Annotated in this window: 24 protein-coding genes; 7 read left to right on the top strand and 17 right to left on the bottom strand. The window is 71.5% G+C overall.

Going from position 1 to position 25,388, the window contains the following annotated elements; all coding sequences use genetic code 11:
- Window positions 1–165: 165 nt before the first annotated feature.
- Window positions 166–1,725, bottom strand: a complete 1,560-nt coding sequence (locus ACFO0B_RS17015) for an ABC1 kinase family protein (RefSeq protein WP_378613441.1) — start codon at window positions 1,723–1,725, stop codon at window positions 166–168.
- A 111-nt stretch (window positions 1,726–1,836) separates the two neighbouring features.
- Between ACFO0B_RS17015 and ACFO0B_RS17010 the strand changes: the two genes are divergently transcribed.
- Window positions 1,837–2,610 carry a GntR family transcriptional regulator gene (locus ACFO0B_RS17010; protein ID WP_378613440.1) on the top strand — a complete coding sequence of 258 codons (774 nt, stop codon included), beginning with the start codon at window positions 1,837–1,839 and terminating at the stop codon, window positions 2,608–2,610.
- A gap of 44 nt (window positions 2,611–2,654) precedes the next feature.
- Here the strand turns inward: ACFO0B_RS17010 and ACFO0B_RS17005 are convergent, their stop codons facing one another.
- The 13 genes from ACFO0B_RS17005 to ACFO0B_RS16945 all read right to left on the bottom strand — a co-directional run bounded on the left by ACFO0B_RS17005 (window position 2,655) and on the right by ACFO0B_RS16945 (window position 14,658).
- Window positions 2,655–3,773 (bottom strand): nitronate monooxygenase, encoded by a 1,119-nt coding sequence (locus tag ACFO0B_RS17005; protein WP_378613439.1) that lies wholly within the window; start codon window positions 3,771–3,773, stop codon window positions 2,655–2,657.
- A 130-nt stretch (window positions 3,774–3,903) separates the two neighbouring features.
- Entirely contained in the window at window positions 3,904–5,250 is a 1,347-nt protein-coding gene (locus ACFO0B_RS17000) for a WS/DGAT/MGAT family O-acyltransferase (protein WP_378613438.1), read from the bottom strand.
- Between the two features lie 88 nt (window positions 5,251–5,338).
- Window positions 5,339–5,971, bottom strand: coding sequence for a class I SAM-dependent DNA methyltransferase (locus ACFO0B_RS16995; protein WP_378613437.1), 633 nt, complete (start codon window positions 5,969–5,971; stop codon window positions 5,339–5,341).
- Between the two features lie 15 nt (window positions 5,972–5,986).
- On the bottom strand, window positions 5,987–7,120 hold the full coding sequence (locus tag ACFO0B_RS16990; RefSeq protein ID WP_378613436.1) for an FAD-dependent oxidoreductase: 1,134 nt from the start codon (window positions 7,118–7,120) through the stop codon (window positions 5,987–5,989).
- Window positions 7,121–7,122: 2 nt separating this feature from the next.
- Complete coding sequence (locus tag ACFO0B_RS16985; protein ID WP_378613435.1) at window positions 7,123–8,010, bottom strand: DUF1295 domain-containing protein; 888 nt, start codon at window positions 8,008–8,010, stop codon at window positions 7,123–7,125.
- Window positions 8,011–8,101: 91 nt separating this feature from the next.
- The gene (locus tag ACFO0B_RS16980; RefSeq protein WP_378613434.1) at window positions 8,102–9,238 is read right to left on the bottom strand and encodes an RNA polymerase sigma factor; all 1,137 of its coding nucleotides are present in this window, start codon (window positions 9,236–9,238) and stop codon (window positions 8,102–8,104) included.
- On the bottom strand, window positions 9,238–9,645 hold the full coding sequence (locus tag ACFO0B_RS16975) for a YciI family protein (protein WP_378613433.1): 408 nt from the start codon (window positions 9,643–9,645) through the stop codon (window positions 9,238–9,240). The genes ACFO0B_RS16980 and ACFO0B_RS16975 overlap by 1 nt, the downstream gene beginning before the upstream one ends.
- Before the next feature lie 113 nt (window positions 9,646–9,758).
- Entirely contained in the window at window positions 9,759–11,141 is a 1,383-nt protein-coding gene (gene dnaB / locus ACFO0B_RS16970) for a replicative DNA helicase (RefSeq protein ID WP_378613432.1), read from the bottom strand.
- Window positions 11,142–11,851: 710 nt separating this feature from the next.
- The gene (rplI, locus tag ACFO0B_RS16965; protein WP_378613431.1) at window positions 11,852–12,307 is read right to left on the bottom strand and encodes a 50S ribosomal protein L9; all 456 of its coding nucleotides are present in this window, start codon (window positions 12,305–12,307) and stop codon (window positions 11,852–11,854) included.
- A gap of 16 nt (window positions 12,308–12,323) precedes the next feature.
- A complete protein-coding gene (gene rpsR / locus ACFO0B_RS16960; protein ID WP_067648985.1) occupies window positions 12,324–12,575 on the bottom strand; it encodes a 30S ribosomal protein S18 in 252 nt (83 codons plus the stop codon).
- A 55-nt stretch (window positions 12,576–12,630) separates the two neighbouring features.
- Complete coding sequence (locus tag ACFO0B_RS16955) at window positions 12,631–13,203, bottom strand: single-stranded DNA-binding protein (RefSeq protein WP_378613430.1); 573 nt, start codon at window positions 13,201–13,203, stop codon at window positions 12,631–12,633.
- Between the two features lie 99 nt (window positions 13,204–13,302).
- On the bottom strand, window positions 13,303–13,593 hold the full coding sequence (gene rpsF / locus ACFO0B_RS16950; protein WP_233015281.1) for a 30S ribosomal protein S6: 291 nt from the start codon (window positions 13,591–13,593) through the stop codon (window positions 13,303–13,305).
- Window positions 13,594–13,674: 81 nt separating this feature from the next.
- On the bottom strand, window positions 13,675–14,658 hold the full coding sequence (locus tag ACFO0B_RS16945; RefSeq protein ID WP_378613429.1) for an AraC family transcriptional regulator: 984 nt from the start codon (window positions 14,656–14,658) through the stop codon (window positions 13,675–13,677).
- Between the two features lie 35 nt (window positions 14,659–14,693).
- Here ACFO0B_RS16945 and ACFO0B_RS16940 point away from each other — a divergent pair, with 35 nt between their 5' ends.
- Both ACFO0B_RS16940 and ACFO0B_RS16935 read left to right on the top strand, forming a co-directional pair.
- Window positions 14,694–15,518: an LLM class flavin-dependent oxidoreductase gene (locus ACFO0B_RS16940; RefSeq protein WP_378613428.1), complete on the top strand. Its 825-nt coding sequence runs from the start codon at window positions 14,694–14,696 to the stop codon at window positions 15,516–15,518.
- A 192-nt stretch (window positions 15,519–15,710) separates the two neighbouring features.
- Window positions 15,711–17,069 carry a glycosyltransferase 87 family protein gene (locus ACFO0B_RS16935; protein WP_378613427.1) on the top strand — a complete coding sequence of 453 codons (1,359 nt, stop codon included), beginning with the start codon at window positions 15,711–15,713 and terminating at the stop codon, window positions 17,067–17,069.
- Here ACFO0B_RS16935 and ACFO0B_RS16930 read toward each other — a convergent pair.
- The 3 genes from ACFO0B_RS16930 to ACFO0B_RS16920 form a co-directional block, all read right to left on the bottom strand.
- Window positions 16,999–17,628, bottom strand: coding sequence for a TerD family protein (locus ACFO0B_RS16930; protein WP_378613426.1), 630 nt, complete (start codon window positions 17,626–17,628; stop codon window positions 16,999–17,001). The genes ACFO0B_RS16935 and ACFO0B_RS16930 overlap by 71 nt on opposite strands.
- Before the next feature lie 124 nt (window positions 17,629–17,752).
- Window positions 17,753–18,916 carry a DUF475 domain-containing protein gene (locus ACFO0B_RS16925; protein WP_378613425.1) on the bottom strand — a complete coding sequence of 388 codons (1,164 nt, stop codon included), beginning with the start codon at window positions 18,914–18,916 and terminating at the stop codon, window positions 17,753–17,755.
- Between the two features lie 134 nt (window positions 18,917–19,050).
- A complete protein-coding gene (locus ACFO0B_RS16920; RefSeq protein ID WP_378613424.1) occupies window positions 19,051–19,626 on the bottom strand; it encodes a TerD family protein in 576 nt (191 codons plus the stop codon).
- 132 nt (window positions 19,627–19,758) lie between these two features.
- Between ACFO0B_RS16920 and ACFO0B_RS16915 the strand changes: the two genes are divergently transcribed.
- The 4 genes from ACFO0B_RS16915 to ACFO0B_RS16900 are packed head-to-tail and all read left to right on the top strand — an operon-like array spanning window position 19,759 to window position 25,388.
- Window positions 19,759–20,973, top strand: coding sequence for a hypothetical protein (locus ACFO0B_RS16915; protein WP_378613423.1), 1,215 nt, complete (start codon window positions 19,759–19,761; stop codon window positions 20,971–20,973).
- A 13-nt stretch (window positions 20,974–20,986) separates the two neighbouring features.
- Window positions 20,987–22,198, top strand: a complete 1,212-nt coding sequence (locus ACFO0B_RS16910) for an HpcH/HpaI aldolase/citrate lyase family protein (RefSeq protein ID WP_378613422.1) — start codon at window positions 20,987–20,989, stop codon at window positions 22,196–22,198.
- On the top strand, window positions 22,195–24,537 hold the full coding sequence (locus ACFO0B_RS16905; RefSeq protein ID WP_378613421.1) for a phosphoribosyltransferase: 2,343 nt from the start codon (window positions 22,195–22,197) through the stop codon (window positions 24,535–24,537). Before ACFO0B_RS16910 ends, ACFO0B_RS16905 begins: the two co-directional genes overlap by 4 nt.
- Before the next feature lie 44 nt (window positions 24,538–24,581).
- Window positions 24,582–25,388: an HAD family hydrolase gene (locus tag ACFO0B_RS16900; RefSeq protein WP_449289796.1), complete on the top strand. Its 807-nt coding sequence runs from the start codon at window positions 24,582–24,584 to the stop codon at window positions 25,386–25,388.

Genomic DNA, 25,388 nt, shown 5'->3' with positions numbered 1-25,388 from the left:
CTTTCGGATCGTCTCTCGGGACGCGGGGCCGCGTGCTCCCAGGCGCACGATACATACCAGCACACGGGGGGAGTGCCGGGTACGCGGCGGTCCGGTGTGGCCGGTCGGTCTGCGTGTCGGTGCCTGCCCCTTCTCGAGACATCGTGTCTCAGACGACGCGCTCGATCATCCGGTTCGCTCGATCGAAGAGCGCGGCTGGCTGCCCTGTTGCCTGCGTTCTCGCACGAGCGCCAGGTCGACCGGGCCCTGCAGCCTGCCCGGCGCGTCCTCCGGCTCACCCGGCTCCGCGGTCCCGTAGGCGATGGCGTCCAGGTGCGGGAACCAGCGCGCGATCTCGTCCCGGTAGGAGGTCTCCGCCTCCAGCTGGCAGAGCGCGCCGACCGCGGTGAGCACAGCGCGCGCGAACGGCGTCATGTAGACCGGCATGGTCAGCTGCCGCATGATGTTCGAGAGCCGCGGATTCGTCACCCGCAGCACGTGTTTGCGCAGCCACGGGTTGGTGAGGCGGTAGGTGTCGTGGCGCAGCGGCTCCATACACGGCGAGACCACTTTGTAGAGCGCGCCGTCGTCGATCGCCCGATCCGGCTCCGCGAAACCGTGTCTGCGCGCGGTGCTGCCGAGATCGTCGGGGCCGCCGCGGAAGAGCGCGCGGGTGTAGTCCTCGGCCAGCGCGTCGAAGCCTTCGGGCGGCCAGGGCAGGCAGGCGCCGAAGTCGAGCACGCCGAGCCTGCCGTCCGGCAGTAGCCGGAAGTTGCCGGGGTGCGGGTCGGTGTAGAGCAGCCCGCTGCGCAGCCAGGTCGATGCCATGAAGCGGACCAGCAGCATGCCGACCCGGTCGCGCTGCTCCCTGCTGCCGCGCTCGACGATGGCCGGAACCGGTGTGCCCTCCAGCCATTCGGTCACCAGCACGTCGCCGCGCTGGGCGATCACCCGCGGGACGCGGAAGTCGGGGTCGTCGGCGTAGGCGGCGGCGAAGGTGCGCTGGCTCTCGGCCTCGGCCGCGAAATCCAGTTCCCGCTCGACGCAGTCGCAGATCGCCTCGGTCACCCCGAGCACGTCGGCGCTGGGCAGGAAGACCTTGGCGACCGTGCTGAGCCTGCGCAGCTGCCTGAGGTCGGCGGCGACCGCGGCCCGCCCGCCCGGGTACATGAGCTTCACCGCGACCGGCGTCCCGTCCTGCCAGACCCCGCGGTGCACCTGCCCGATCGAGGCCGCGCAGGCCCGCCGGTCGTCGAATTCCAGGAAGAGCGAGCGCCACTCGGGGCCGAGGCTATCGGCCATGGCGGCGCGCACCACCGTCGGCAGCATGACCGGGCCGGAGTCCTGCAGCCTGGCGAGCGCGATCCGGTACGGCTCGGCGATCTCCGGCGGCAGCGCCAGCTCGTAGATGGCGAGCAGCTGACCGAGTTTCGCGGCGCAGCCCTTGAGCTCGCCGAGCACCTCGAAGATGTGCTGCGCGGTGCGCAGCCGGATATTCCGGTCGACCTCGTCGGCCGGGCGCCCGATCGCCTTGCGCCCCAACCCGGCCGCCTGCCTGCCCGCGTAGGCGACCGGCAGCGCGGCGATCCGCGCCCCGCGCACCGCCGAGCGCACCGGCAACCGCTCCGCACCCCGGCTCTGAGCACGGCCGAAACCGGCCGTCGTGCCCGCTGTTCGGCGGAATCGGCGAACCCGCTCACCACCGGCGTCGGCGCCGGGAGTGCTCGTGCCCCCGCGTTCGGTCATGAGTCACCTCACATTGTGCGATGCTCAGTTTCGCACACGTGCGAACGAACCTCGCAGGCCTTAGACTGTCTGGGACGTGACACGCGCCACAGAGGAGAGGTTGACGAAGAAATGGGTTCCCAAACGGTTGTCGCCGATGTCGCCGACGAACTGGCGCGGCGGGTGGCAGCGGGGGAATACCGCCCTGGCGAACTCATGCCCTCGGTGCGGCAGGTGGCCGAGGAGTTCTCGATGAACCGGGCTACCGCCCAGCTCACCCTGGGCCGGCTGGAGTCCTACGGCTTCGTCGAGGCCCGCCGCGGCAAGGGCTTCACCATCCGCGACGTGCGCGAGGCCGGCGGGATCGACGTCTACCGGCACCTCTTCCGCTTCTCCGTGCCGATGCCCGAGGTCGCGGTGGAGATGTTCCACGACATCGTCGAGGTCGAGCGCGGCATCGTGATGGACGCGCTGCTCGCCTACACCGGCTGCCGCGACCGGCTGGACCCGGCCGAGCTCAAGGCCACCGTCGACGAGCTGGAATCGCTTGCCAGGCAGGACGAGCCGGACCACCACCGGATCCTCGCGCTGGAGGTCGGGCTGGTGCGCAGGCTGCTCTCCGTGCTCGGCTCCAGCATGCAGCGCGCGGTGCTGAACTCGGTCGGCGAGATGGTGCTCGAGGTGCCGCTCGCGGTGCAGGCCTACTTCGCCGGCGCCGCCGACCTGCACGTGCTGGTCTGGCGCGCGCTGCTCGCGGTCTGGGATTCCGGCTCGGAGCCCTCCGAGGCCCAGCTGGCGCTCTTCGAGGATCTCTTCGGGATGTACCACGACAAGGTGGTCACCCGCTTCGAGGAGCTGCTGCTCGGCCCCGCCGAGCAGAACGCGCCCCGGGCGGCGACCGCCTGATCCCGGGGCGCCACGCGCCGTCGGCTACCCAGCGCGCGCTCCTTTCAACTGTTCAGCTTGGTGAGCCGGTCGCACGCCTCGACGTACTCCTGGATCAGCCGGTTCACCGCGTCGGCGGAGCGCTCGATCTTGTTGAGCTGGCCCACCACCTGGCCCACCGGGTTGAAGTTCACGTCCTTCGCCGCCTCCGGGTAGCGGTGCCCCCGCTTCACGCCGTCCAGCGCCACCATCATCTGCAGCGGCATGGGCAGCGGGTCCGGGGTGTCGGCGCTCTCCCAGGCCTCGGTCCAGTCGTTCTTGAGCATCCGGGCCGGCTTGCCGGTCCAGGCCCGCGAGCGCACGGTGTCGTGGCTGGTGGCCTCGAGGTAGCTCTGCATCTGCGCGGGCGGCACATTGGCCTCCTCGACGGTCAGCCAGATCGAGCCGGTCCAGGCTCCGGCGGCGCCCATCGCCATGGCCGCGGCCACCTGGCGGCCGTTGCCGATGCCACCGGCGGCCAGTACCGGCAGGTCGCCGACGGCGTCGATCACCTGCGGCCAGAGCACCAGCGAGGAGACCTCGCCGCAGTGCCCGCCGCCCTCGGTGCCCTGGCAGACCACGAAGTCCAGCCCGGCGTTCTTGTGGTTCAGCGCGTGCTTGACCGAGCCGCAGAGCGCGCCGATCAGCCGGCCCGAGCTCTGCACCTGCTCGATCACGTCGGCGGGCGGCGTGCCCAGCGCGTTCGCGACCAGCTTGGCCTTGGGGTGCTTCAGGATCACCTCGACCTGCGGGCCCGCGGTGGTCGCGGTCCAGCCGAGCAGCTGCGCGTGCTGCTCGCCCTCGGGCAGCGCCGGGACGCCGTGGTCGGCGAGCAGCTTCTCCGCGAAATCGCGGTGGCCCTGCGGAACCATCTGCGCCAGCTGGGCTTCCAGCTCCTCGGGGCTCAGCCCCTCGATGCCCTTGCCCTCGTACTTGGACGGGATCACCAGGTCGACGCCGTAGACGCCGTTGACGTGCTCGTCCAGCCAGGCCAGCTCGACCTCCAGCTGCTCGGCGGTGAAGCCGACCGCGCCGAGCACACCGATGCCTCCGGCATTGCTCACGGCGGCGGCGACATCGCGGCAGTGCGTGAAGGCGAAGATCGGGAACTCGATTCCCAGCCGATCACAGATCTCGGTGCGCATGGCCTGCTCGTCTCCCTGTAGCACTCGTGAAACGGGTTGCAAGAATATCGGCGGCCCCGCCGCGCGCACAGGCGCGTTCGGGGCTGCCGACTCGAATGTAACACGTTCTAGTTTTGCCGTACAGGGATGCTCAGGCGGTGGCGTGCTCCAGCTCCGCGAGCGCGGTCTCCAGGTGGTCGAGCATGCGCTCCAGGTCGGGCACCGTGCGGCGGCAGGCGACCAGCCCGAAGTCCAGGTTGTCGCCGGTGCCCGCCAGCGTGATGTTCATGGCCTGGCCGTCGAACGGGATGGAGAGCGGGTAGGCCGCGTCCAGCCGGGCGCCGTTCCAGTACAGCGGCTTCCCGGTGCCCGGCACATTGGAGATCACCAGGTTGAACGGCGGGCTTGTCCACGGGATCAGCCCGGGCACCAGCGTCACCGCCAGCGGGCTGAGCATGAGCGCCGAGACCGCCATGGCCTGGATCGCGGAGAGCGAGTCGTAGGCCGCCTTGCTGGCGCGCATGGACTCCGAGATCACCTGCAGCCGCTGCACCGGATCGGTCTGGTCGGTGCCGAGATTGCAGAGCATGGCGCCGACCTTCACGCCATCGGTGTCGGCCTCGCCCGGCGAGCGCAGCGACATCGGCACCATGGCGATCAGCGGCTTGTCCGGCAGCGCGTCGTGGTCGAGCAGGTAGGAGCGCACCGCGCCCGCCGACATCGCGAGCACCACGTCGTTCATGGTGGCGCCGGTCGCCTTGCGCACCTGCTGCAGCCGCTCCAGCGGCCAGGAGCGCGCCGCGATCCGCCGCGCGCCGCCGATCGGCACGTTGAACATCGTGCGCGGGGCGTCGAACGGCATCGCCACCTGCTGCTTCAGCACCGTCTTTCCGACCAGCCGCGCCAGCGTCGGCCCGGCCGCCATGGCGGCCAGCTCGCGCGCCGCTCCCAGCACGCCGCCGCCCTTCGGCTCGTCGCCCTTCTCCCGGCGGGGGACGTTCCACGGCACGTGCCCGGGTTCGGCCGGGTCCTCCGCGAGGGTGCGCCGCAGCAGCCGCTGCGCCGTCACCCCGTCGATCAGGGCGTGGTGCATCTTCGAGTACATGGCGAAGCGGCCGTCGGCGAGCCCCTCGATCAGGTGGAACTCCCAGAGCGGGTGATGCCGGTCGAGCAGCGCGCCGTGCAGCCCGGAGACCAGGTCGAGCAGCTCCTCCCGGCCACCCGGTGTCGGTAGCCCGACCCGCCGGACGTGGTAGCTCAGGTCGGCGTCGTCGTCGTAGGTCCAGGCCGCGCGCGGGGCGCCGAAGATGGTGGCCGGACGTTTGCGGAAGCGCGGCTGCACGTCGGCGCAGTCGAGCAGGTGCGCGTGGATGGTCTGCGCGAACTCGCGCCCGGCGCCCTCCGGTGGCTCGAAGATCTGCACCGACCCGACGTGCATGGGTTGCTCCCGGGATTCGGCCAGCAGGAAAACGGCGTCGATCGGTGCGATCAGTTCCATGCGTCGGCCCTTCGAACAGTGGTGGTGTGCACGAGACGTGCGCCCACTGTGGTGGATATCACGTGCTCGGTCGGGATACCCGCGCGGGTCACCGGGACACGTCGGGCCGACGGCGCTCGGCCAGCAATATCGCCTGCCGGAAGCGCTCGTTCGGGTACGGCTCCCGGACCAGCCAGGCCGTCGCGGTCAACCCCGCCGTCCCGAGCAGCCCGGCCAGCCGGTCCGGGGCCCAGCGGTAGGCCCGGATCACCCGGTGATCGAACGGGGCCGGTTGCGCGCCCGGCGCTTCGGCGAAGAAGCCGAGCAGCAGTCTTCCGCCCGGCGCGAGCACCCGGGCGAACTCGGCGAACACCGCGGGCAGCCGCTCCGGCGGCACGTGGATGAACGAGTACCAGGAGACGAGTCCGCCGAGCGTGCCGTCCGGGTGCGGCAGCGCACTCAGATCGCCCAGGTCGAAGCGGATTCCCTGGTACTCGGTCCGGGCGGCTTCGATCAATCGCTCGGACAGGTCGAGCCCGGCGATGTCGAGGCCGAGGTCGCGCAGGTGGGCGGTGATCCGGCCGGGGCCGCAGCCCGCGTCCAGCACCGGGCCGCGCACCTGCTCGGCGAAGGCGGTGAGGAGGGCGCGGCCGTAGAGGTCGGTGGCGACCTGGTCGCGGGTGACGTCGGTGTAGAGCTCGGCCACCGCGTCGTAGGCGGCGGCGACGGCATGGTCGGGCACGGGTTCTCCTCCGGATCAATCCAGTGGCGCGTTGGCGCGGACCCCGCGATAGATACCCCACCGGGTGATCCACGGCCGCAGCACCCGGTCGATCGACCAGCCGGGGAAGTGGAACGGCCGCCCGTTCGGGGCGAAGACGTCGAGGCCGTCCGGCTGCGGGCCGAGCACCGAACCCCAGCGCCGCCGCGGCGGCCGGTAGCGGCGCAGTCGCCTTCCGGCGACCTCGGCCCGGATATTGCGGGCGAGCAGCCCGTCGGCCCGGTTCCGCGCGGAGCCGCGCAGCGGGTCGGTCGCGGCGACGTCGCCGATCGCGAAGATGCCCGGGTGGCCGGGGACGCGCAGCTCCGGTGTGGTGCGGACGAAGCCGTGCTCGTCGAGGAGCTCGGCGGGGAGCCAGCCGGTGTTGGGGGTGGTGCGGCCGACGGTCCAGAGCACCGCTTCGGCGGTGGTATCGGGTTGCCCGGTCTGCCAGCGCACGGGTTCGGTGGTGATGGCGTCGGCGGGTGCGACCGCGCGGTGGCCGGGGTGCAGCTCCACCCCGAGCTCGGTGAGCGTGTGGCGCAGCCGGTCCCAGATGCGCGGGTGGTGCGCGGTGAGCGCCCGGTCGCGCGGGAAGTAGAGCGCGATCCGCTTCTCCGGCCAGCTGCGGGCCAGGTTGGCGGCGCTGCCGACCGCGGCCGCGCCGCCGCCGATCACCGCGATGTGCCGCGCGGCGCCGATCCGCCCGTTGGTCTCCCTGAGTTCCCGCGCCACCTCGGTGGCCGAGCGCAGCTCGGGGACGCGCCAGAAGCCGTTGCGCACACCGGTGCTGATCACCAGGATGTCGAACGGTTCCGGGTGCTCCGCGCCCGCGGCATCCCGCACCGTGACGGAGTTCCGGTCGAGATCCGCGCCGACCAGCACCCCGTGCACCGTGCGTACCCGGTCCAGCCCGCGGAACCGGTCGAACGGAATCCAGTAGTCGCGCGCCCACTCCCGCGGACGGGTCAGCCGCAGGCCCAGCTCCTGCCCGCTCACCAATCCGGGCGCGGCCGAGATGCCGACCACGTCGAAGTGCCGAGCCAACCGGATCGCGGTGAGCACACCGCTGTCCCCGAGTCCCGCGATCACCACCCGGCGCCCGGTCGCGCCGCCGCGGGTTCCGCCCACCGCTACACCCGCCGCGGCGGCCGCGGCACGAACCGCGGCACCCGCTCGAGCACCGCGCCGTACTCCGGCCTGCGCTCCAGGCTGCGCTGTTCCATCATCGGAATGCTCGCGCCGAGGAACATGGCGAGCATGGCCGCCGCGCCGATCCACAGCCACCAGGACGCGCCCGGCGCCGCCGCGATCCCGAAGAGCGCCATCGCCACCCAGAACCCGAACTCCCCGAAGTAGTTCGGATGCCGCGACCACCCCCACAGCCCGCGATCCATGACCTCGCCCGGCCGCCGATCCCGCGCGAACCGCCGCAGCTGCCCGTCCGCCGCCAGCTCCAGCCACACCGCCGCCAGCCCGACCAGCACCGCGACCCCGGTGAGCCAGGCCAGATCGTCGCCGGTCGCGGTGACCGCGACGTACACCGGCAGCATCCCGGCGAAGACGATCACCGTCGGAATCAGGTGGATGGGAAACAGATCCGCGAAGAACTCACCCCGCCCCGCCCGCTCCCGCAGCTGCGGGTAGCGCCAGTCCTCGTGCCGCAGATCAGGGAACGACAGCAGCCAGTTCGCCGTCAGCCGCACCGCCCATGCGACGACGACCAGCGCGATCAGCGCGCACCGCACGGTGTCGGCGCCCGGCGTCGCCAGCCACCAGTAGAGCAGCAGTAGCGGCGGGATGATCGACCAGTACGGGTCGTAGAAGCTGGAATTCCCGAAGCCGCGGCTGCAGGCGAAGATCACCAGCGTCGCCAGGACATCCGCGATCAGGGTGTCCAGCCAGAGCTGCCCGGTGTCCGGCCCGGCGACCAGCCAGGCCGCCGCCACCGCGACGGCGAGCAGGTAGGCCCCCGTCACCACGGCAAGCGATCGAGCCCTGCTCGTTCGTATGGACTCCATGCCGGCCTCCCGCAGCGCCGCGCCGGTTCGGCGGTGAACCGGCTGGAGCGGAAATGTAACACGTTTCAGTTAGCGGGTCCGGTGGTTCGGGTCAGGCGAGTCTCTGTCGCAACTCGGCGGCCCGCCGGGTGAGGTGGTCGCGCTCGGCGACGATCTGCGCCGTGCCGGCGGCCTCGACGTAGAGCCGCACCGCCTGCTCCAGCTCGCCCGCCTGTTCGTGCAGGTAGGCGGCGGAGGCGGTGTAGCGGGGGAGGCCGGGGTCGAGCTCGGCGATGGCGGCGAGCCCGGCGCGCGGGCCGTCCGCCGCGCCGACCGCGACGGCGCGATTGAGCCGCACCACCGGGCTGTCGGTGAATCGGAGCAGCTCGTCGTACCACTCGACGATCTGCACCCAGTCCGTCTCCGCGGCGGTCTGCGCGTCGGCGTGCAGCGCCGCGATGGCGGCCTGCGCCTGGAACTCGCCGAGCGCGTCCCGCGCCAGCGCGGCCTGCAGGATCTCGACGCCCTCCGCGATGAGGTCGCGCCGCCAGCGGGTGCGGTCCTGCTCGGCCAGCGGCACCAGCCTGCCGTCCGGGCCGGTGCGGGCCGGGCGGCGGGCGTGGTGCAGCAGGAACAGCGCGAGCAGCCCGTCCGCCTCCGGGTCGTCGCCGGCCGCGGCGAGCTGCCTCGCCAGCCGGATCGCCTCGGCGGCGAGATCGACGTCGCCGCTGTACCCCTCGTTGAACACCAGGTAGAGCACCCGCAGTACGGTGCCGAGATCGCCGGGGCTGTCCAGCCGGACCCCGCTCACCATGCGCTTGGCGCGGCTGATCCGCTGCGCCATGGTCGCCTCCGGCACCAGGTAGGCCCGCGCGATCTGTCCGGTGGTGAGGCCGCCGACCGCCCGCAGCGTGAGCGCCACCGCCGACGCCGGGGTCAGCCTCGGGTGCGCGCAGAGGAAGTAGAGCCGCAGCGTCTCGTCGGTGCTCACCGCGGGGCCGCGCTCCGGCTCGTCGAAGACCCTGACCTCGCGGTTGCGCCGTGCGGCGTCCGAGCGGGCGAGGTCGAGGAAGCAGCGCCAGGCCGTGGTGATCAGCCAGCCCTTCGGGTCGGCGGGCGGCTCGGCGGGCCAGGCCTCGACCGCGCGGATCAGCGCCTCCTGCACCGCGTCCTCCGCCGTCGCGAAATCCGCCCCCCGGTGCACCAGCGCGGCCAGCACACCGGGGATCAGCTCGCGCAGCTCGGTCATCACTCCGCGGTTGGCCCGTGCGCGGTCATCAGCGGCCGGATCTCCAGCCACTCCTGCACCGGGATGCCGTCCTTGCCCGGCGCCGCGGAGAGCTCACCGGCCAGCTCCAGCGCACGGTCGTAGGTGTCGACGTCGATGATCATCCAGCCCGCGATCAGGTCCTTGGTCTCGGCGAACGGCCCGTCGGTGACCGGCGGTCTGCCCGGCCCGTCCGAGCGCACCCAGGTGCCCTCCGCGGTCAGCGACTGCGAGTCCACGTACTCGCCGTTGCGCTCCAACCGGGTCGCGAACTCCTCCATGTACCGCACGTGCGCGGTGATCTCCTCCGGCGTCCACCGGTCCATCGGCACGTCGTTCACCGAGGCCGGGGCGCCGCGGTAGTGCTTCAGCAGCAGGTACTTCGCCATGTCGTGCTCCTTCGTTCGGGTCGTGTACCCCTGGGACGGAGCGGCCCGCGCGTTCTCGACATCCCCGCGGATTCTTTTTTCCGGATGGCGATCCGGCGCGCGGCCGAGGAGCTCTAGCCCCTGGCCATGTCGACGAACCGGCTCAGGTGCAGCTGGTGCGCCACCGTGATGGTGGCGGTCGGGCCGTTGCGGTGCTTGCCGAGGATCAGGTCGGCCTCGCCGCCGCGCGGGTCGTCGCGTTCGAAGGCGTCGGGGCGGTGCAGCAGGATGACCATATCCGCATCCTGCTCGAGCGAGCCGGATTCGCGCAGGTCAGACACCATGGGGCGCTTGTCGGTGCGCTGTTCCGGACCACGGTTCAGCTGGCTGATCGCGACCACCGGAACCTCCAGCTCCTTGGCGAGGAGCTTGAGATTGCGGGAGAAGTCGGAGACCTCCTGCTGCCGCGACTCGACCTTCTTGCCCGAGGACATCAGCTGCAGGTAGTCGATGACGACGAGCTTGAGATCGTGCCGCTGCTTGAGCCGCCGCGCCTTGGCCCTGATCTCCATCATGGTCAGGTTCGGCGAATCGTCCACGAACAGCGGCGCCTCGCTGATCTCGCTCATCCGCCTGGCCAGCTTGGTCCAGTCGTCGTCGCTCATCCGCCCGGAGCGCATGTCGCCGAGCTTGATCTTCGCCTCGGCGGAGAGCAGCCGCATGACGATCTCGGTGCGGCTCATCTCCAGCGAGAAGATCACGCTCGCCAGCCCGTTCTTGATCGAGCAGCTGCGCATGAAGTCCATCCCGAGGGTGCTTTTGCCCACGCCCGGACGGGCCGCGACGATGATCATCTGGCCCGGGTGCAGCCCGTTGGTCACCTCGTCGAGCTCGGAGAAGCCGGTGGGGACGCCGAGGGAGATGCCGCCGCGGCTGGCGATGGAGTCGATCTCGTCCATCGTGGGCTGGAGCAGCTCCTCGAGCGGGAGGAAGTCCTCGGTGGTGCGGCGCTCGGTGACCTCGTAGACCTCGGCCTGGGCGCGGTCGACGACCTCGGCGACGTCCTGGCCGTCGGCGCCTGCGTAGCCGTACTGGACGATCCTGGTGCCCGCCTCGACGAGGCGGCGCAGGATGGCCTTCTCGGCGACGATCTCGGCGTAGTAGCCGGCGTTGGCGGCGGTCGGCACGGTCTGGGTGAGGGTGACCAGGTAGGGCGGGCCGCCGATGCGCTTGAGCTCGCCGCGCCGGTCGAGGGCGGCGGAGACGGTGACCGGGTCGGCGGGTTCGCCGCGGCCGTACAGGTCGAGCACGGCGTCGAAGATGGCCTGGTGCGCGGGGCGGTAGAAATCACCGGGGCGGATCACCTCCACCACGTCGGCGATGGCGTCCTTGCTCAGCAGCATGCCACCGAGCACGGACTGCTCGGCCGCCATGTCGTGCGGGGGCTGCCTGCCGAAATCCTCGCCCGGAGCCTCCGGCGGGTACTCGGAGTGCCCGCGGTCGTCGACGACTGCCACCTGACTCGACCGTCCTCTCTCCGCACGAGCGCGGCCCGTGAATCACCTGCACCGGTCCGCGTCTGTCTCGGTTCTACCGCGTGGGTACGACAGGTCGCGGCTCGGCGCGCCGGGCGCAGGACCGGAACGGCACCGCCGGAACCGGATGGCCAGTTACCGTCGTGACATCGCAGGGACGCCGCCGCGCCGGGCCGTCGGAAACGGCCACGGCGACGAACCTAGGGGACCGCGCGGACCCGTGACAACCCGGTGTGGGGATAAACCTGTGGATAACGTGGGGACTGTTAACCATTGGGTGTGCAGCCCCTGTGGATAACTTGGGGAAAACGCAGGTCACAGCGAGAAAATGCCCAGATAAACGGCTATTTACGGGCTCGCGCGGGTGTGGATCGAATTGGCTGCGGCGTGTCGGCCGAGATGAACAGCCGGGCGTGTTGGGTGAACGGGACATGGAAGAAACATGACCTGAATCACAGGATGGCTGGTCGGTTCATCCGGTAATCCACAGGGCTGTCCCGCGTTGCGGAGTGTGCGCAGGTGAATCGACCGGGAAGGTTCCGCGCGGTAGCACCGGCGGTGAGGCTAATTCGGCGCAACCGGGAAGTGTGGCGGGATTCGCGCGGGCGCCCCCTGTCGCATGACCGGAGCGCGCACACCGCCAGGCCGTTCCTCGATGGTGCCTCGGGGAACGGCCTGGCGGAGCGGGCGAATCAGCTCGCGGCGACCACGTCGACGCCGAGCTTGGCAGCCACGTCGGGGTGCAGGTGCACCACGACGTCGTGCTTGCCGGTGCTCTTGATGTGCGACTTCGGCAGCTCGATGCTGCGCCTGTCGATAGCCGGACCACCTGCGGTCTTGATGGCCGAGGCCACGTCGGACTGGGTGACCGAGCCGAAGAGCTTGCCGGTGCCCGCGGTCTTGACCGCGAGGGAGACCCCGGTCAGCCCCTCGAGCGCCTGCTTCAGCTCGTTGGCGTGGTCGAGGTCGCGCACCCGGCGGGCGTCCTGCGCCCGGCGAATGCCCTCGACCTGCTTCTGCGCGCCGCGGCTTGCCACGATCGCCAGGCCGCGGGGCAGCAGGTAGTTGCGGCCGTAACCGTCCTTGACCTCCACGGTGTCGCCGGGGGCACCGAGGTTGTCCACGTCAGCGGTAAGAATCAACTTCATCTGGCGTGCCTCCTTCTCAGCGAGCGGTGGACACGTAGGGCAGCAGCGCCACCTCACGCGAGTTCTTGACGGCGACCGCGACGTCACGCTGGTGCTGCACGCAGTTGCCGGTCACCCGGCGAGCGCGGATCTTGCCGCGATCACTGACGTACTTGCGCAGCAGCGTCGTGTCCTTGTAGTCGATGTGGACGGTGCCGGTCTTGCTTTCCTTGCAGAACTGGCACGCCTTCTTCTTCAGCACCTTTTCGCGCGCTGGCGCTTTCGGCATCGTCTTCTACTCCGTTTTCATGTGGCCCTGGTTACCCGGGCCGGGAAGCCGTTCGTCAGAACGGCGGTTCGTCGTCATTGCGGCCGCCGCCCCCGAAGGAGGAGCCTGCCGCGGGCGCGCTGCCCCAGGGATCGTCGTCGGCGCTGTTGGTGTTGCCACCGCCACCGCCGCTGCCCCGGTTGCCGCTGCCGCCCCCGCTGTTCGCGTTGTTGTATCCGCCGCCCCCGCCGGAGCCACCGCCGAAACCACCGCCCCCGCCGCCGCGGCTGGTCTTGTTGACCTTGGCCGTCGCGTACCGCAGGGACGGGCCGACCTCATCGACCTCCAGCTCGACCACGGTGCGCTTCTCACCCTCGCGGGTTTCGTAGGAGCGCTGCTTGAGCCGGCCGCTGACGATCACCCTCGAGCCCCTGGTGAGACTCTCGGCGACATTCTCCGCCGCTTCCCGCCAGATATTGCAGCGCAGGAAGAGAGACTCGCCGTCCTTCCACTCGTTCGAATTGCGATCGAGCACGCGGGGGGTGGAGGCAACGGTGAAGTTCGCCACCGCCTGGCCCGCGGGTGTGAATCGGAGTTCGGGGTCGGCCGTCAGGTTTCCGATGACGGTGATGACCGTGTCGCCTGCCATTGTGGTTCCTCCTGGGAAGGGGGGATCAGCGATTGCTCGCTCGGTTGCGCTAGAGCCTAGAGACAGGCACCGACGTTTTCCGAAGGGGCAGCAGCGCGATTACTTCTTGCCGTGGCGCAGCACCTTGGTGCGCAGCACCGTCTCGTTCAGGCCGAGCTGGCGGTCGAGCTCGCTCACGGTCGCCGGCTCGGCGGTGAGGTCGACGATGGCGTAGATGCCCTCGGCCTGCTTGCTGATCTCGTAGGCGAGCCGGCGGCGGCCCCAGATATCGACCTTGTCGATCTTGCCGCCTTCGGTGCGGACGACGCTGAGCAGATTTTCCAGCGACGGGCCGACGGTGCGCTCATCCAAACTCGGATCGAGGATGACCATCACTTCATATTGACGCACGGACCATTCACCTCCTGTGGACTCGAATCGGCCACGGACGTTCCGTGGCAGGAGGGTCGTTGCGTCAGCAACCCGGCAAGGCTACCCGACGGGGCCCTGACCGGCGAAATCGATGCCTCGCCTGCGATAGCGCCCCGGCGCGGTGCCGTACGCGCGCTTGAACGCCTTGGCGAAGGCGAACTCGGAGGCGTAGCCGACCGCGCGGGCGACCGCGGTGAGCGTCGCGTCCGATTCCCGCAGCATCCGGGCCGCGGTGAGCATTCGCCAGCGGGCGACGTAGGCCAGCGGGGGCTCGCCGACGGTGGCGGTGAAGCGCCTGGCCATGGTCGCGCGCGAGACACCGGCGCGGGCGCCGAGCGTGGTGACGGTCCACGGCTGGGCCGGGTCGGCGTGGATGGCGTGCAGCGCGGTGGAGACGGCGGGGTCGGTGAGCGCGGCGGCCCAGCCCGCCGGGTGCTCGGCCGCGGCCTGCTCGGCGAGCCAGGCGCGCAGGACGTACAGCAGCATGGTGTCGAGCAGTGCGGGGATCGCGGCGTCGGCCCCGGGGCGGCGCTCGGTGATCTCGGCGAGCAGCAGGTCGACCGCCGCGTTCAGCGCGCGGTGCCGCTCCGGGCGGCCGGGCAGGTGCACGAATTCGGGCAGCGTGGCGATCAGCGGGTGGGCGCGGTCGCTGTCGAGCTCGTAGGCGCCGCACAGCAGGACGCAGCGCTCGCCGGGGCCGGCGACGATACGCGGCTCGCCGGGGTGCGCGGTCTCGGTGATGGCGGAGCCGGTGGTGTCGGCGAGGTCGTGGTCGGCGCCGCGTGGCATGAAGAGCACGTCGCCGGAGTGCAGGGTGACCGGCTCGGCGTCCGCGGCCCCGAGTACGCAGGAACCCTCGACGACCACGTGGAAACCGGCGCCGGGGACGACCGGGTAACGCCGGCCCCACGGCGCGTGCCGGACGAAGAGCCCTGCGGCCGGGCGGCCGGTGCGGGCCGCGGCGATCAGCCCGGAGACCGGGTCGAGGCCGGCGTGCTCGGTGAAGGTGAGCGTTCCGGACAGGAAATCGAGCGTCGGCGGCATGGGAACACTCTCGCATCCGGCCTACCGTCGAGGCCATGAGCACTCTGAGCGTTCCCGAGATCGGGGTTTTCCTGCCCACGTCGACGCCGGATCCGGAGCGGCCGATCATCGGCGACGTGGTCGCCGCGGCGCGCACCGCGGAGCGGCTCGGGCTGGATTCGGTGTGGGCCACCGACCAGCTGGTGGCCTCGGCGCCGATCCTGGAGGGCGCCGTCGTGCTCGCGGCGGCCGCGGCGGTGACCGAGCGGGTGCGGCTCGGCTGGGGCGTGCTGATCCTGGCGCTGCGGCCGGCGCCGTTGGTGGCGAAGCAGGTCGCGGCGTTGCAGCACGTGTCGGGGAATCGGCTGGTCCTCGGCGTCGGCACCGGCAACCCCGCGCACGGTGACGGCTCCTGGCGCGCGGCCGGGGTGCCCGTCGGCGAGCGGGCGGCGCGCACCGACGCGGCGCTCGAGCTGCTGCCCGACCTGATCGCGGGGAAGCCGGTCGACGCGTACGGCGCCCCGATCACCCTGGCGCCGGGCGCACCGATGCCGCCGCTGGTGGTGGCCGGTGAAGTGCGGGCCGCGCGGCGACGGGCGGTGCGGTTCGGGGCGGAGTGGCTGAGTCTGCGGCCCGAGCTCGGGGCGCTGGAGCAGGGGATCGCAGAGCTGCGCACGCTCGCCGCCGAACTCGGGCTCGCGGTGCCTGCGGTCGCGCTGGTGGCGCCGCTCAGCCCGGACGGCCCCGACGTGACCACCGAGCAGGCCGCCGCCTTCGCCGCCGCCGGGGTGCGCCGCCTCATCCTGAGCCCGACCGGCCCGGACACCGAGGCCGATTACGCCCACGCAGCCGAAGTCCGGACCCGCCTGCGGGCCCGCTGACATCCCGCGTGCCTGCCCCGATGGCGGGCTCACGGGCCGAGAATGTCGCCTGCTCCGCGCTCGACCGACTTTGCCGGGTGCCCGGCTGGACCGAGCCGCCCGGGGCCGCGTCGCGTCGCGGCACGCGCCCGGTACGGGGGGGTGTGGGGACGACCCCGTCCCCACGACAACCCCTCCTCTAGGGTGGGCTCCATGCCGAACGGACGCCGGGTCACCCGCCGTGCGGCGCTCGCGACGGCGGTGCTGCTGCTCTGCGGGCTGACCCTCGTGCTCGGCTACCTGAACAAGGCCAGGTGCGCGGGCGCCCCGTTCCACCCGGACGGGCGCAGCGCGGTCTTCGACTCCGCCAAGGACGCCGACGTCTGCTACTCCGACATCCAGTTCCTCTGGCTCGGCCGGGACATCGACAACCACGTCTTCCCGTACCTCGACGGCTCGATCACCCCGGACGGCGCGCTGGTCGGCGGCGTGGTGGAGTACCCGGTGCTGAGCGGGGTGCTGATGTGGCTCGGCGCGATCCCGGCGCACACCGACGCCGACTTCCTGCGCTGGTCGGCGCTGCTGCTCGCCCCGTTCGCGCTGCTCACGGCCTGGATGCTGGCCCGGATGGCAGGCGGAGCCGCGCTGCTGTGGGCGATCGGAACCCCGCTGGTGCTCTACGCCTTCCACAACTGGGAGCTGCCGGTGGTCTGCACCGCGGTGGCGGCGGTGTACGTGGTGACGGTGCCGCGCTGGTCGCTGCGGACCCGCGGGGTGGTGGCGGCGGTGCTGCTCGGGCTCGGCTTCTGTCTCAAGCTCTATCCGGGCATCTTCGTACTTCCGCTGCTGGCATACGTGCTCACCGGCGGGCCGGGCGGGCGGCGGGACGTGCGCGGCGCGCTGCTCACCGGCGCCGCGGCGGCGGGCACGGTACTGCTGGTGAACCTGCCGTTCGCGCTGGCCGGGTTCGATGGCTGGCTGGCGTCGTTCGCCTTCCAGCGGCTGCGCCAGGCCGACATCACCACCAACTCGCTCTGGTACTGGGGGCTGCGCCCGCTCTACCCGGCGAGTTCAGCGGGCGAGGAGAACTTCCAGCACACCGTCTCGTTCGCCTCGCCGGTGCTGATCCTGGCTTCGTTCGCGCTGGCGCTGTGGCTGGGGTGGCGGCGCTGGCAGGGCAGCGGGGTGTACCCGTGGGTCGGCGTGAGCGGCGCGATGCTCTGCGGTTTCCTGCTCTTCCACAAGGTGCACAGCCCGCAGTACACGCTGTGGCTGGTGCCGTTCCTGGTACTGCTCGTGGTGCCGTGGTGGCTGGTCGGCGCGTACCTGGTCGCGGATGTGGCGATCGGGGTCGGCGTCTTCCGCTACTTCTACGCGCTCGGCACCGGCGAGGGCGTAGAGCCCATGGAGAACGTGGTGCAGTTCGGGGTCTGGGGGCGGGCGGTGCTGCTCGCGGTGTTCTTCGTGCTGTTCCTGCGGGCCGAGCAGCGCGAGGACCGGATCACTTCCGGGCCTCGCGCCACTGCATCCCCCAGCCGTACGCCTCGTCCAGCGCCTGCTGCGCCCCGTTGATGTAGTTCACCTCGCGGCGCACCGAGATTCGGCCGCCGGTATTGCTGAGCAGCGCGATGGCGCAGGAGCGGGCGTCGTTCACCGGGGAGTCCAGCCGCACCTCGATCTGCGGGCCGGTGGTCGGGAAGAGCGTGACGACCCCGTCGGCGGCCGCCCAGTTCGGCACACCCTCGTAGATGAAGGCGAAGATCAGCACCCGGCGGAACTGTTCCTGGCGGCCGAGATCGATCCGCATGGTCTCGCCGCCGACCGACCCGCCGCTGCGGTCGTCGCCGTCCAGCTCGATGAAGGGCGGCGCGCCGAGCGAGCCGTAATTGTTGCCGAGCGCCTGCACCACGCCCTTGCTGCCGTCGGCGAGCTCGTAGAGGCAGCCGAGGTCGAGGTCGATCGAGCCGCCGCGGCGGAAGAGCCGGGGCTTGCCGCTGGCCCAGCGGAGGTTGACGCGCAGAACCCCCTGCGATTCCCCCGGTTCGGCGAGGTCGACGCTCGGCGCCGCCTTCGAGAGCGTCACCTTGTTCAGGTCGACGCCGCCGGTCCCGGCCCGGTTGTCGGCCGCCATCGCGATCCCCCTCCAACTCGACACGGTGGTCAGATGGCTCCGAGCCTAACGCGCGCGACCCCGGAAATGCCCGGAGCGGCAGCGAAAAATCGCTGCCGCTCCGGGGCGGGGTGCTGGGTGGCGGTCAGGCGACCGGGGTGGTCGCCCGCTCGTCGCCGGTCTCCGCGGCGGCCGCCCTGCGGTTGCGCCGGATGCTCGACCAGAAGGCGGCGCCGATGAAGGCGACGCCGACCAGGCCGGTGATGATCTCGTTGACGTGCACGCCGATCGAGACCAGCAGGATGGTGGCGAGCGCGCCGATCGCCCAGTGCGCGCCGTGCTCCAGGTACACGTAGTCGGAGAGCGTGCCCTGGCGGACCAGGTAGACGGTGATCGAGCGGACGAACATGGCGCCGATCAGGCCGAGGCCGAGCGCGATGATGATCGGGTCGGCGGTGATGGCGAAGGCGCCGATGACGCCGTCGAAGGAGAACGAGGCGTCCAGGACTTCCAGGTAGAGGAAGAGGAAGAAGCCCGCCTTGCCGGTGGCCTTGGCCAGATCGGAGGGGCCGGTGTTGACCGGCTTGCCTTCGATTTCCCTGCCCGCCTCGTCGAGGTTTTCCTCGAACTCCTCGGTGTGGAACATCGAGCCGAGGCCGTCGACGGCGATGTAGGTGATCATGCCGAGCAGCCCCGCCAGCAGTACGGTGGCGCGGTTTTCGTCGTCGGCGAGGAACTCCGCGGCGAGCACGAGGGCGATGCCGGCGACCACGACCGAGAGCATGTCGAGCTTGCCCGCCCTGGCCAGCGGGCGCTCGATCCAGGACAGCCAGGTGATCTCGCGCTCGGTGAAGATGAAGTTCAGGAAGAGCAGCGCGAGGAACAGGCCGCCGAAGGCCGCGATCTGCGGATGCGCGTCGGTGATCAGGGTTTCGTAGCTCGCCTGGCCGGGGCGGTTCGGATCGTCGGCCGGGAAGTAGGCGGCGTCGCCGGGCGGGGGGTTGAGCGCGAGGTCGAACGCCTCGATCGGGTTGAGCCCCGCGGTGACCCAGATGATCGCCAGCGGGAACAGCAGCCGCATGCCGAAGACGGCGATGAGGATGCCGATGGTGAGGAAGATCTTCTGCCAGAACTCACTCATCCGCCGCAGGACCGTGGCGTTGATGACGGCGTTGTCGAAGGAGAGCGACACCTCGAGGATGCCGAGGATGAGGCAGAGGAACAGTGCGGTCGGGCCGCCGTACAGGAAGGCCGCGACCAGTGAGATCACTGTGACGAGGCCGGAGAGGCCGAATATGCGCAGGACCACCGGGGGGACCTTTCGTTGTCGAGGCCGAACTTGACCGCCGTCCAGCGTGAATGCGTCGCTGCGCATTGTCCACCGGGGGCGATGCCGCACGAGAAGGGGGCCCGTCACCGGGCCCCCTCACACGTGCTCGTGCGTCAGACGTTCACGCCGTAGTCGCGCGCGATGCCGGACAGGCCGGAGGCGTAGCCCTGGCCGATGGCGCGGAACTTCCACTCGGCGCCGTTGCGGTACAGCTCGCCGAAGACCATGGCGGTCTCGGTGGAGGCGTCCTCGGAGAGGTCGTAGCGGGCCAGCTCCTCGCCGTTGCTGCGATCCGAGACCCGGATGTAGGCGTTGCGCACCTGGCCGAAGGACTGCTGGCGGGTCTCCGCGTCGTAGATCGAGACCGGGAAGACGATGCTCTCGATGTTCGCCGGGGTGTTGGCCAGGTCGACGTTGATGACCTCGTCGTCGCCCTCGCCCTCACCGGTGCGGTTGTCGCCTGCGTGCTCGATGGCGCCGTCCGGGGACTTCAGGTTGTTGAAGAACACGAAGTGCTGGTCGGACACGACCTTCTTGTCCGCGCCGGCGGCGATGGCGCTGGCATCCAGGTCGAAGTCGGTGCCCGTTGTGGTCCGAACGTCCCAGCCGAGGCCGACCGCGACGGCCGTCAGGTTGGGGGCTGCCTTGCTCAGCGAAACGTTGCCGCCCTTGGACAGACTGACACCCATGCGGGAATCCCTTTCGATGGTCGGTGTGTGATCCCGACATGTCCGAATCGCCGGGTACGCCATACGACACTAGTAGGTTTCGGCGAACTTGCGTAGGAACCGGCGCTCAGGGCCATCTCCTACGATCGGGGCGTGGCAGGGCGCAGGCGTGGATGGTTCGGCTCGTCGGGGCGCGACGAGTGGATCGAGCAGGCTCGGGCCGGTGTGGTCGCGGCCTTCCTCGACATGGACCGACGGCAGAGCGCTGCCGATTCGGCGGTGCGGGCGGTCGCCGAGGTGCGGCCGGATCCGGCGCTCGCGCGGCGCTGGGAACCGGTCCGCAACCGCTGCTACGCGGCGGCCGGGGTGTATCTGGCCCTGAACGACGACCTGGAGGCGGCGGAGCGGGACGGCACCCCGGTGCCGGGCGGCGCGCCGCGCGCCGAGCAGGTCATCGGGCAGCTCGCCGAGGCGGCGCGCGCGGTGGACGAGTTCTGGAACGCGAACCGGGCCCGGCTGGAGGACGCGGTCGCGGTGCTCGGCGCGGTGCCCCGGTTCGCCGAGGAGGTGACCGCCGAGGCGGAGCGGGTGCTCGGTGCCGCCGCGAGCTCGGAGTACGCCGGGTACCGCTCGATTCGCTCCGGGGTCGCCGCGGTGGATGAGGCGCTGCTCACACTGGCCGCGGCCACCACGGCGGGGCCGGGCCGGGTGCGCGCCGCCGCCACCGCGCTGCGCGAGCTGACCGCGTTGCTGTCGGAAGCATTGACGCAGGCCCCTTCTCGGCGCGGCGCGGCCGCCAACGCGATCGCCTCGGTGACCACGCGCATCGCCGCCGTCCGGACCAGAGCCGAAGGGCTCGGCTCCGCCTACTCGGCGCTGCTGCGCGAGTTCAACGCTGCGAGTTCGGCCGATCTGACCAACAATGAGCGGGAGAGCCAGCAGGCCGTCGCCGCCGCGGACACCGCACTAGCGGGTGCGCGGGCCGCGGCGGCCGAGCACGATCCGGAGACCGCGCTTGAACTGACCACTTCCGCGCGCGCCAGCCTCGCGGCGGCCGAGCAGCAGGTCGATGCCGTCACCCGGCGACTCACCCTGCTGCGCGAGGTCGCCGCGAACCCGAATTCCAAGGCAGAGGCCGTACGATTCCGGCTGCGGGACGCGCAGATGCTCGCGGTGAGCCGGGGGCTCGTCGCCGAATGGGGTTCGGTACTCGATGCCCAGATCGACCGGATCGACCGCGCCGCCGCCGCCCTGACCGGTAGGCACCCGAACTACTGGGCATACGTCACAGAGCTCGACACCATCGCGGAATTCATCGCCGGCGTGGTGGATCGAATGCGAAAAGAACCAGGACAACGACGAGGATGAGGACGGGGCCGCGATGACCGCGAGCGTTGCCGTCGCGCAGGAGGTCTCCCTGCGCAAACGGAAGCTGCTGTGCCATTTCCGGCAGCTGCCGGCGGGAAGAGCGCCGGAGCTGTTCCACCGGCGGCCGCGGTCGTTCGGCGACAGCGACGAGCGGGAGTTGCTCGCGATCGCGCTCGGTGCGACGCTGTATGCCCCGGCGACCAGGGACGATCTGGCGGCCACCATCCGGCGCCGGGCGGCGCGCGGCGTCTGTTCCATGGTGATCGACCTGGAGGACGCGGTCGCCGACCACGAGGTCGAGTGGGCGAAGGCGCAGGCCGTCGCGGTGCTCGACGAGCTCGCCGCCGACCCGGATCCGAACCCGATGCTCTTCGTCCGGGTGCGCGACGCCGCCACCATCACCGAGATCGCGGAGGCGCTCGGCCCCGGCGCCGGGGTGCTCACCGGCTTCGTCTTCCCCAAGTTCGACAGCCTCACCGGCCCGTCCTATTTCGCGGCGCTCGCGGTGGCGACGCAGCGGCTCGGCCGCACCGTGTACGCCATGCCGGTGCTGGAGTCGGCGGCGCTGGTGCACCGGGAGACCAGGGATCGGGAGCTGAGCCGGATCGCGGAGCTGCTGGCCGCGCACCGGGAGCAGGTGCTCGCGGTGCGGGTCGGCGCCACCGACATGTGCGCCACCTTCGGCATCCGCCGCGACCGCGACCTCACCATCTACGACGTCCGGGTGGTCGCCGACGTGATCGCCGACATCGTGAACTACCTCGGCCGCGCGGACGGCTCCGGCTTCGTGATCACCGGCCCGGTCTGGGAGTACTTCGCCGACCACGAGCGGATGTTCCGGCCGCTGCTGCGCACCGCCCCGTTCGAGGAGTCGGACGCGGTGAAGTTCCGCCAGTACCTGGTGAGCCGGGATCTGGACGGGCTGCTCCGCGAGATCACGCTGGACCGGGCCAACGGCATCCAGGGCAAGACGGTGATCCACCCGTCGCACGTGGCCGCCGTGCACGCGCTCTCGGTGGTGACGCACGAGGAGTACTCGGACGCGCTGGACATCCTGCGCGCCGACGTCGGCGGGGTCGCGGCCTCCGGCTACCGGAACAAGATGAACGAGATGCGCCCGCACCGCAGCTGGGCCAGGCAGACCGTGCTGCGCGCGCGGGTCTTCGGGGTGGCGAACAAGGGCGTCTCCTTCGTCGACCTGCTCACCGCGCTGGTGACGGAATGAGCTGGGCGACCAGGGAGCTCGGGGTCGCGCTCAGCTACCCGGACGGCACCGATCCCGGGCTGATCGAGCCGGGGCTGCGCAAGGGCAACGCGCGCCGCGCGCACCTGCTGGTCTCCACGGTGCTGGGCAAGCACATCCCGACCGAGCCCGGCGCGGTCCTCGACGCCGGGAATCGCCTGGGTGATCTGGTGCGCGAGCGGCTCGGCGCGAGCGACGCCGTCGTGCTCGGCTTCGCCGAGACCGCGACCGGGCTCGGGCACTGCGTCGCCGCGCGGATCGGCGCCAGGTGCTACCTGCACTCCACCCGCCGCGCGGTGCCCGGAGCGCACACGCTGGCCGGGTTCGAGGAGGGGCACTCGCACGCCACCTCGCACCTGCTGCAGCCGGAACCGCCGGAGGTCTTCGCCGACGGGCTGCCGCTGGTCCTGGTCGACGACGAGATCTCGACCGGGGCAACCGCGCTGGATGCCCTGCGCGCGCTGCACGCCTTCGCGCCGCGCACGCACTACGTGCTGGCCAGCCTGGTCGACATGCGCACGCGGGCGGATCGGGCGAAGGTCGAGGCCGCGGCCGCTGAGCTCGGCGCCCGGATCGACACCGTGTGCCTGGCAGCGGGACGCGCCGAGGTGCCCGCCGACCTGCCCGCCGCGGTGGCGGCGCTGCCCGAGCACCGGCTGAACCCGGTCGCCGCGCGGCGGGGTTCGGTCGCGCGGGTGCGGCTGCCGTGGCCGGCCGCCGTTCCGGAGGGCGGGCGGCACGGGTTCCTGCGCGCCGATCTGCCCGAGTTCGAGCAGGCGCTGGCCGCGGCCGCGGCGGAGCTGCGCAGCGGGCTCGATCCCGCGAGGCCGGTCGTCGTGATCGGCCACGAGGAGCTCATGTACCTGCCGCTCCGCTTGGCTGCGGCACTGGCTGCGGCGGGTACTCCGGCGCGGTTCCAGACCACGACGCGCTCACCGGCGTACGTGCTGGACGAGCCCGATTACCCGCTGCGCCGGGGTTTCCGGTTCACCGCGCCGGAGTCAGGCGACGAGGCGCCGCGCTACCTCTACAACGCCGCCTGGCCCGGCACCGACCCGCTGCTGGTGCTGGTACTCGACGAACCCGCCGACACCCCCGCCCTCGCCGCCGCGGGCGGACTGCTCGACGTGCTCACCGCCGCAGGCGCCGATGTGCTGGTCGCGGTGGTTCCCGGCGCCGGTCCGCGCGCGCTGCGCGCCGCCCGCGCGCTGCCGGAGCCGCTGTACGGCCCCGGCTTCGGCTCCTACGCCGCCGCCGAGGTGGCCTGGCTGCTGAAGGATCTCTCCGCGCTCGACCTGGAGGCCGATGTGGCGGAGCGGGAGCGCCGGATCCAGGCCGGGGTCGCGCACTACGCGGAGTCGCTGCCGATCGAGTTCCAGCCGGATGCCGCCTACCGCGAGCTGTTCGAGAAGGTGCTCGCCGACAGCGCGGAGCGGCTCGCGCTCGCCGTCGGCACGGTGGCCGAGCTGGTGGTCGCCGAGCGCGGCGACGGCGTGGTGCTGACCTCGCTGGCCAGGGCGGGGACGCCGATCGGCATTCTCATGCGGCGCTGGCTGCAGCGCCGCAGCCCGGCGCTGGAGGTGCCGCACTACGCCGTGTCCATCGTGCGCGATCGAGGTATCGATGCGGTGGCGCTGGACTACCTGGCGGCGCACCACGACCCCGCCTCGGTGGTCTTCGTGGACGGCTGGACCGGCAAGGGCGCCATCGCCAGGGAGCTCACCGCCGCGCTGGACGAGTACCACGCCGCCGGCGGCGCTCGCTTCGACGACGAGCTCGCGGTGCTCGCCGACCCGGGCCACTGCGTGCGCACCTTCGGCACCCGCGACGACTTCCTCATCGCCTCGGCCTGCCTGAATTCCACCGTCTCCGGGCTGGTCTCGCGGACCGTGCTGAACGCCGAGCTGATCGGCCCCCGCGACTTCCACGGCGCCAAGTTCTACCGCGAACTCGCCGCCGACGACGTCTCCGGGCGGCTGCTCGACACCGTGACCGCCGCCTTCGACACCGTGCGCGATCGGGTGCCCGCGCAGGTCGCTGCGCTCCGGGGGAGCGACCGCACCCCGACCTGGACCGGGTGGGCTTCGGTGGAGCGGGTGCGCGCCGAGTACGGCATCGGCACCGTCAACTTCGTCAAGCCGGGGGTCGGGGAGACCACCCGGGTGCTGCTGCGCCGGGTGCCGTGGCGGGTGCTGGTGCGCGAGGCCGACGCGCCGGAGCACGCGCACATCCGGATGCTGGCCGCGGCGCGGGATGTCCCGGTCGAGGTCGTGCCCGAGCTGGCCTATTCGTGTATGGGATTGATCAAGGACGTGCAGTGAGCTCTGCTCTACCGGCCCTGGTGGCCACCGATCTGGACCGCACCATGATCTACTCGCGGGCGGCGAGCGGCGACGCCGAAGCGCTGGCCTGCGTGGAGCATCTGGACGGGGAGCCGCTCTCCTTCATGACCGAGCGGGCCGCCGTCCGGCTCCGCGAGCTGGCCGGGGTCGCGGTCGTGCTGCCGACCACCACGAGGACCATCGAGCAGTACCGGCGGATCGCGCTGCCCGGCGGGCCGTTCCGGTACGCGGTGACCAGCAACGGCGGGAATCTGCTCGTCGACGGGGAGCCCGATGGTGCGTGGCGGGCGGCGGCCGGGCGGGATGCGGCGGCGGGCGGGGCCGGGCTGGCCGAGGTGCGGGCCGAGCTGCTGCGGCGGATCGACGATTCGTGGGTGCTCAAGTTCCGGGAGGCGGACGAGCTCTTCTGCTACCTGGTGGTGAATGTGGCGGCCATGCCCGCGGGGTTCCTCGCGGACTGGGACGGGTGGTGCCGGGCGCACGGGTGGAGTGCCTCGCAGCAGGGGCGGAAGATCTATGCCATGCCGGTGGCGGTGTGCAAGAGCGTCGCCGTTGCCGAGGTTCGGCGGCGGTTGCTGGACGACGGAGTTCTTCGTCCGGAGGCGCCGCTGTTCGCCGCCGGGGACGGGGCGTTGGACGCGGAGTTGCTCGCGTCGGCGGATTTCGCTGTGCGGCCGCGGCACGGTGAACTCGAGGAATTGGGCTGGAGCAGCCCGAATCTCGTGCTCACGGAGTCGCGGGGAGCCGACGCGGGGGCGGAGATGGTGGAGTGGTTCCACACCGGCGTCCGCGCGTCCGCCGCCACAGCGGCGAAAAGGCTCGCGGGGTAG

Origin of the sequence: Nocardia jiangsuensis, assembly GCF_042650385.1 — a bacterium.
GTDB classification, from domain to species: Bacteria; Actinomycetota; Actinomycetes; order Mycobacteriales; family Mycobacteriaceae; genus Nocardia; species Nocardia jiangsuensis.
The sequence above is the reverse complement of the archived record's forward strand: the minus strand, read 5'-3'. Positions and strand labels throughout refer to the sequence as shown.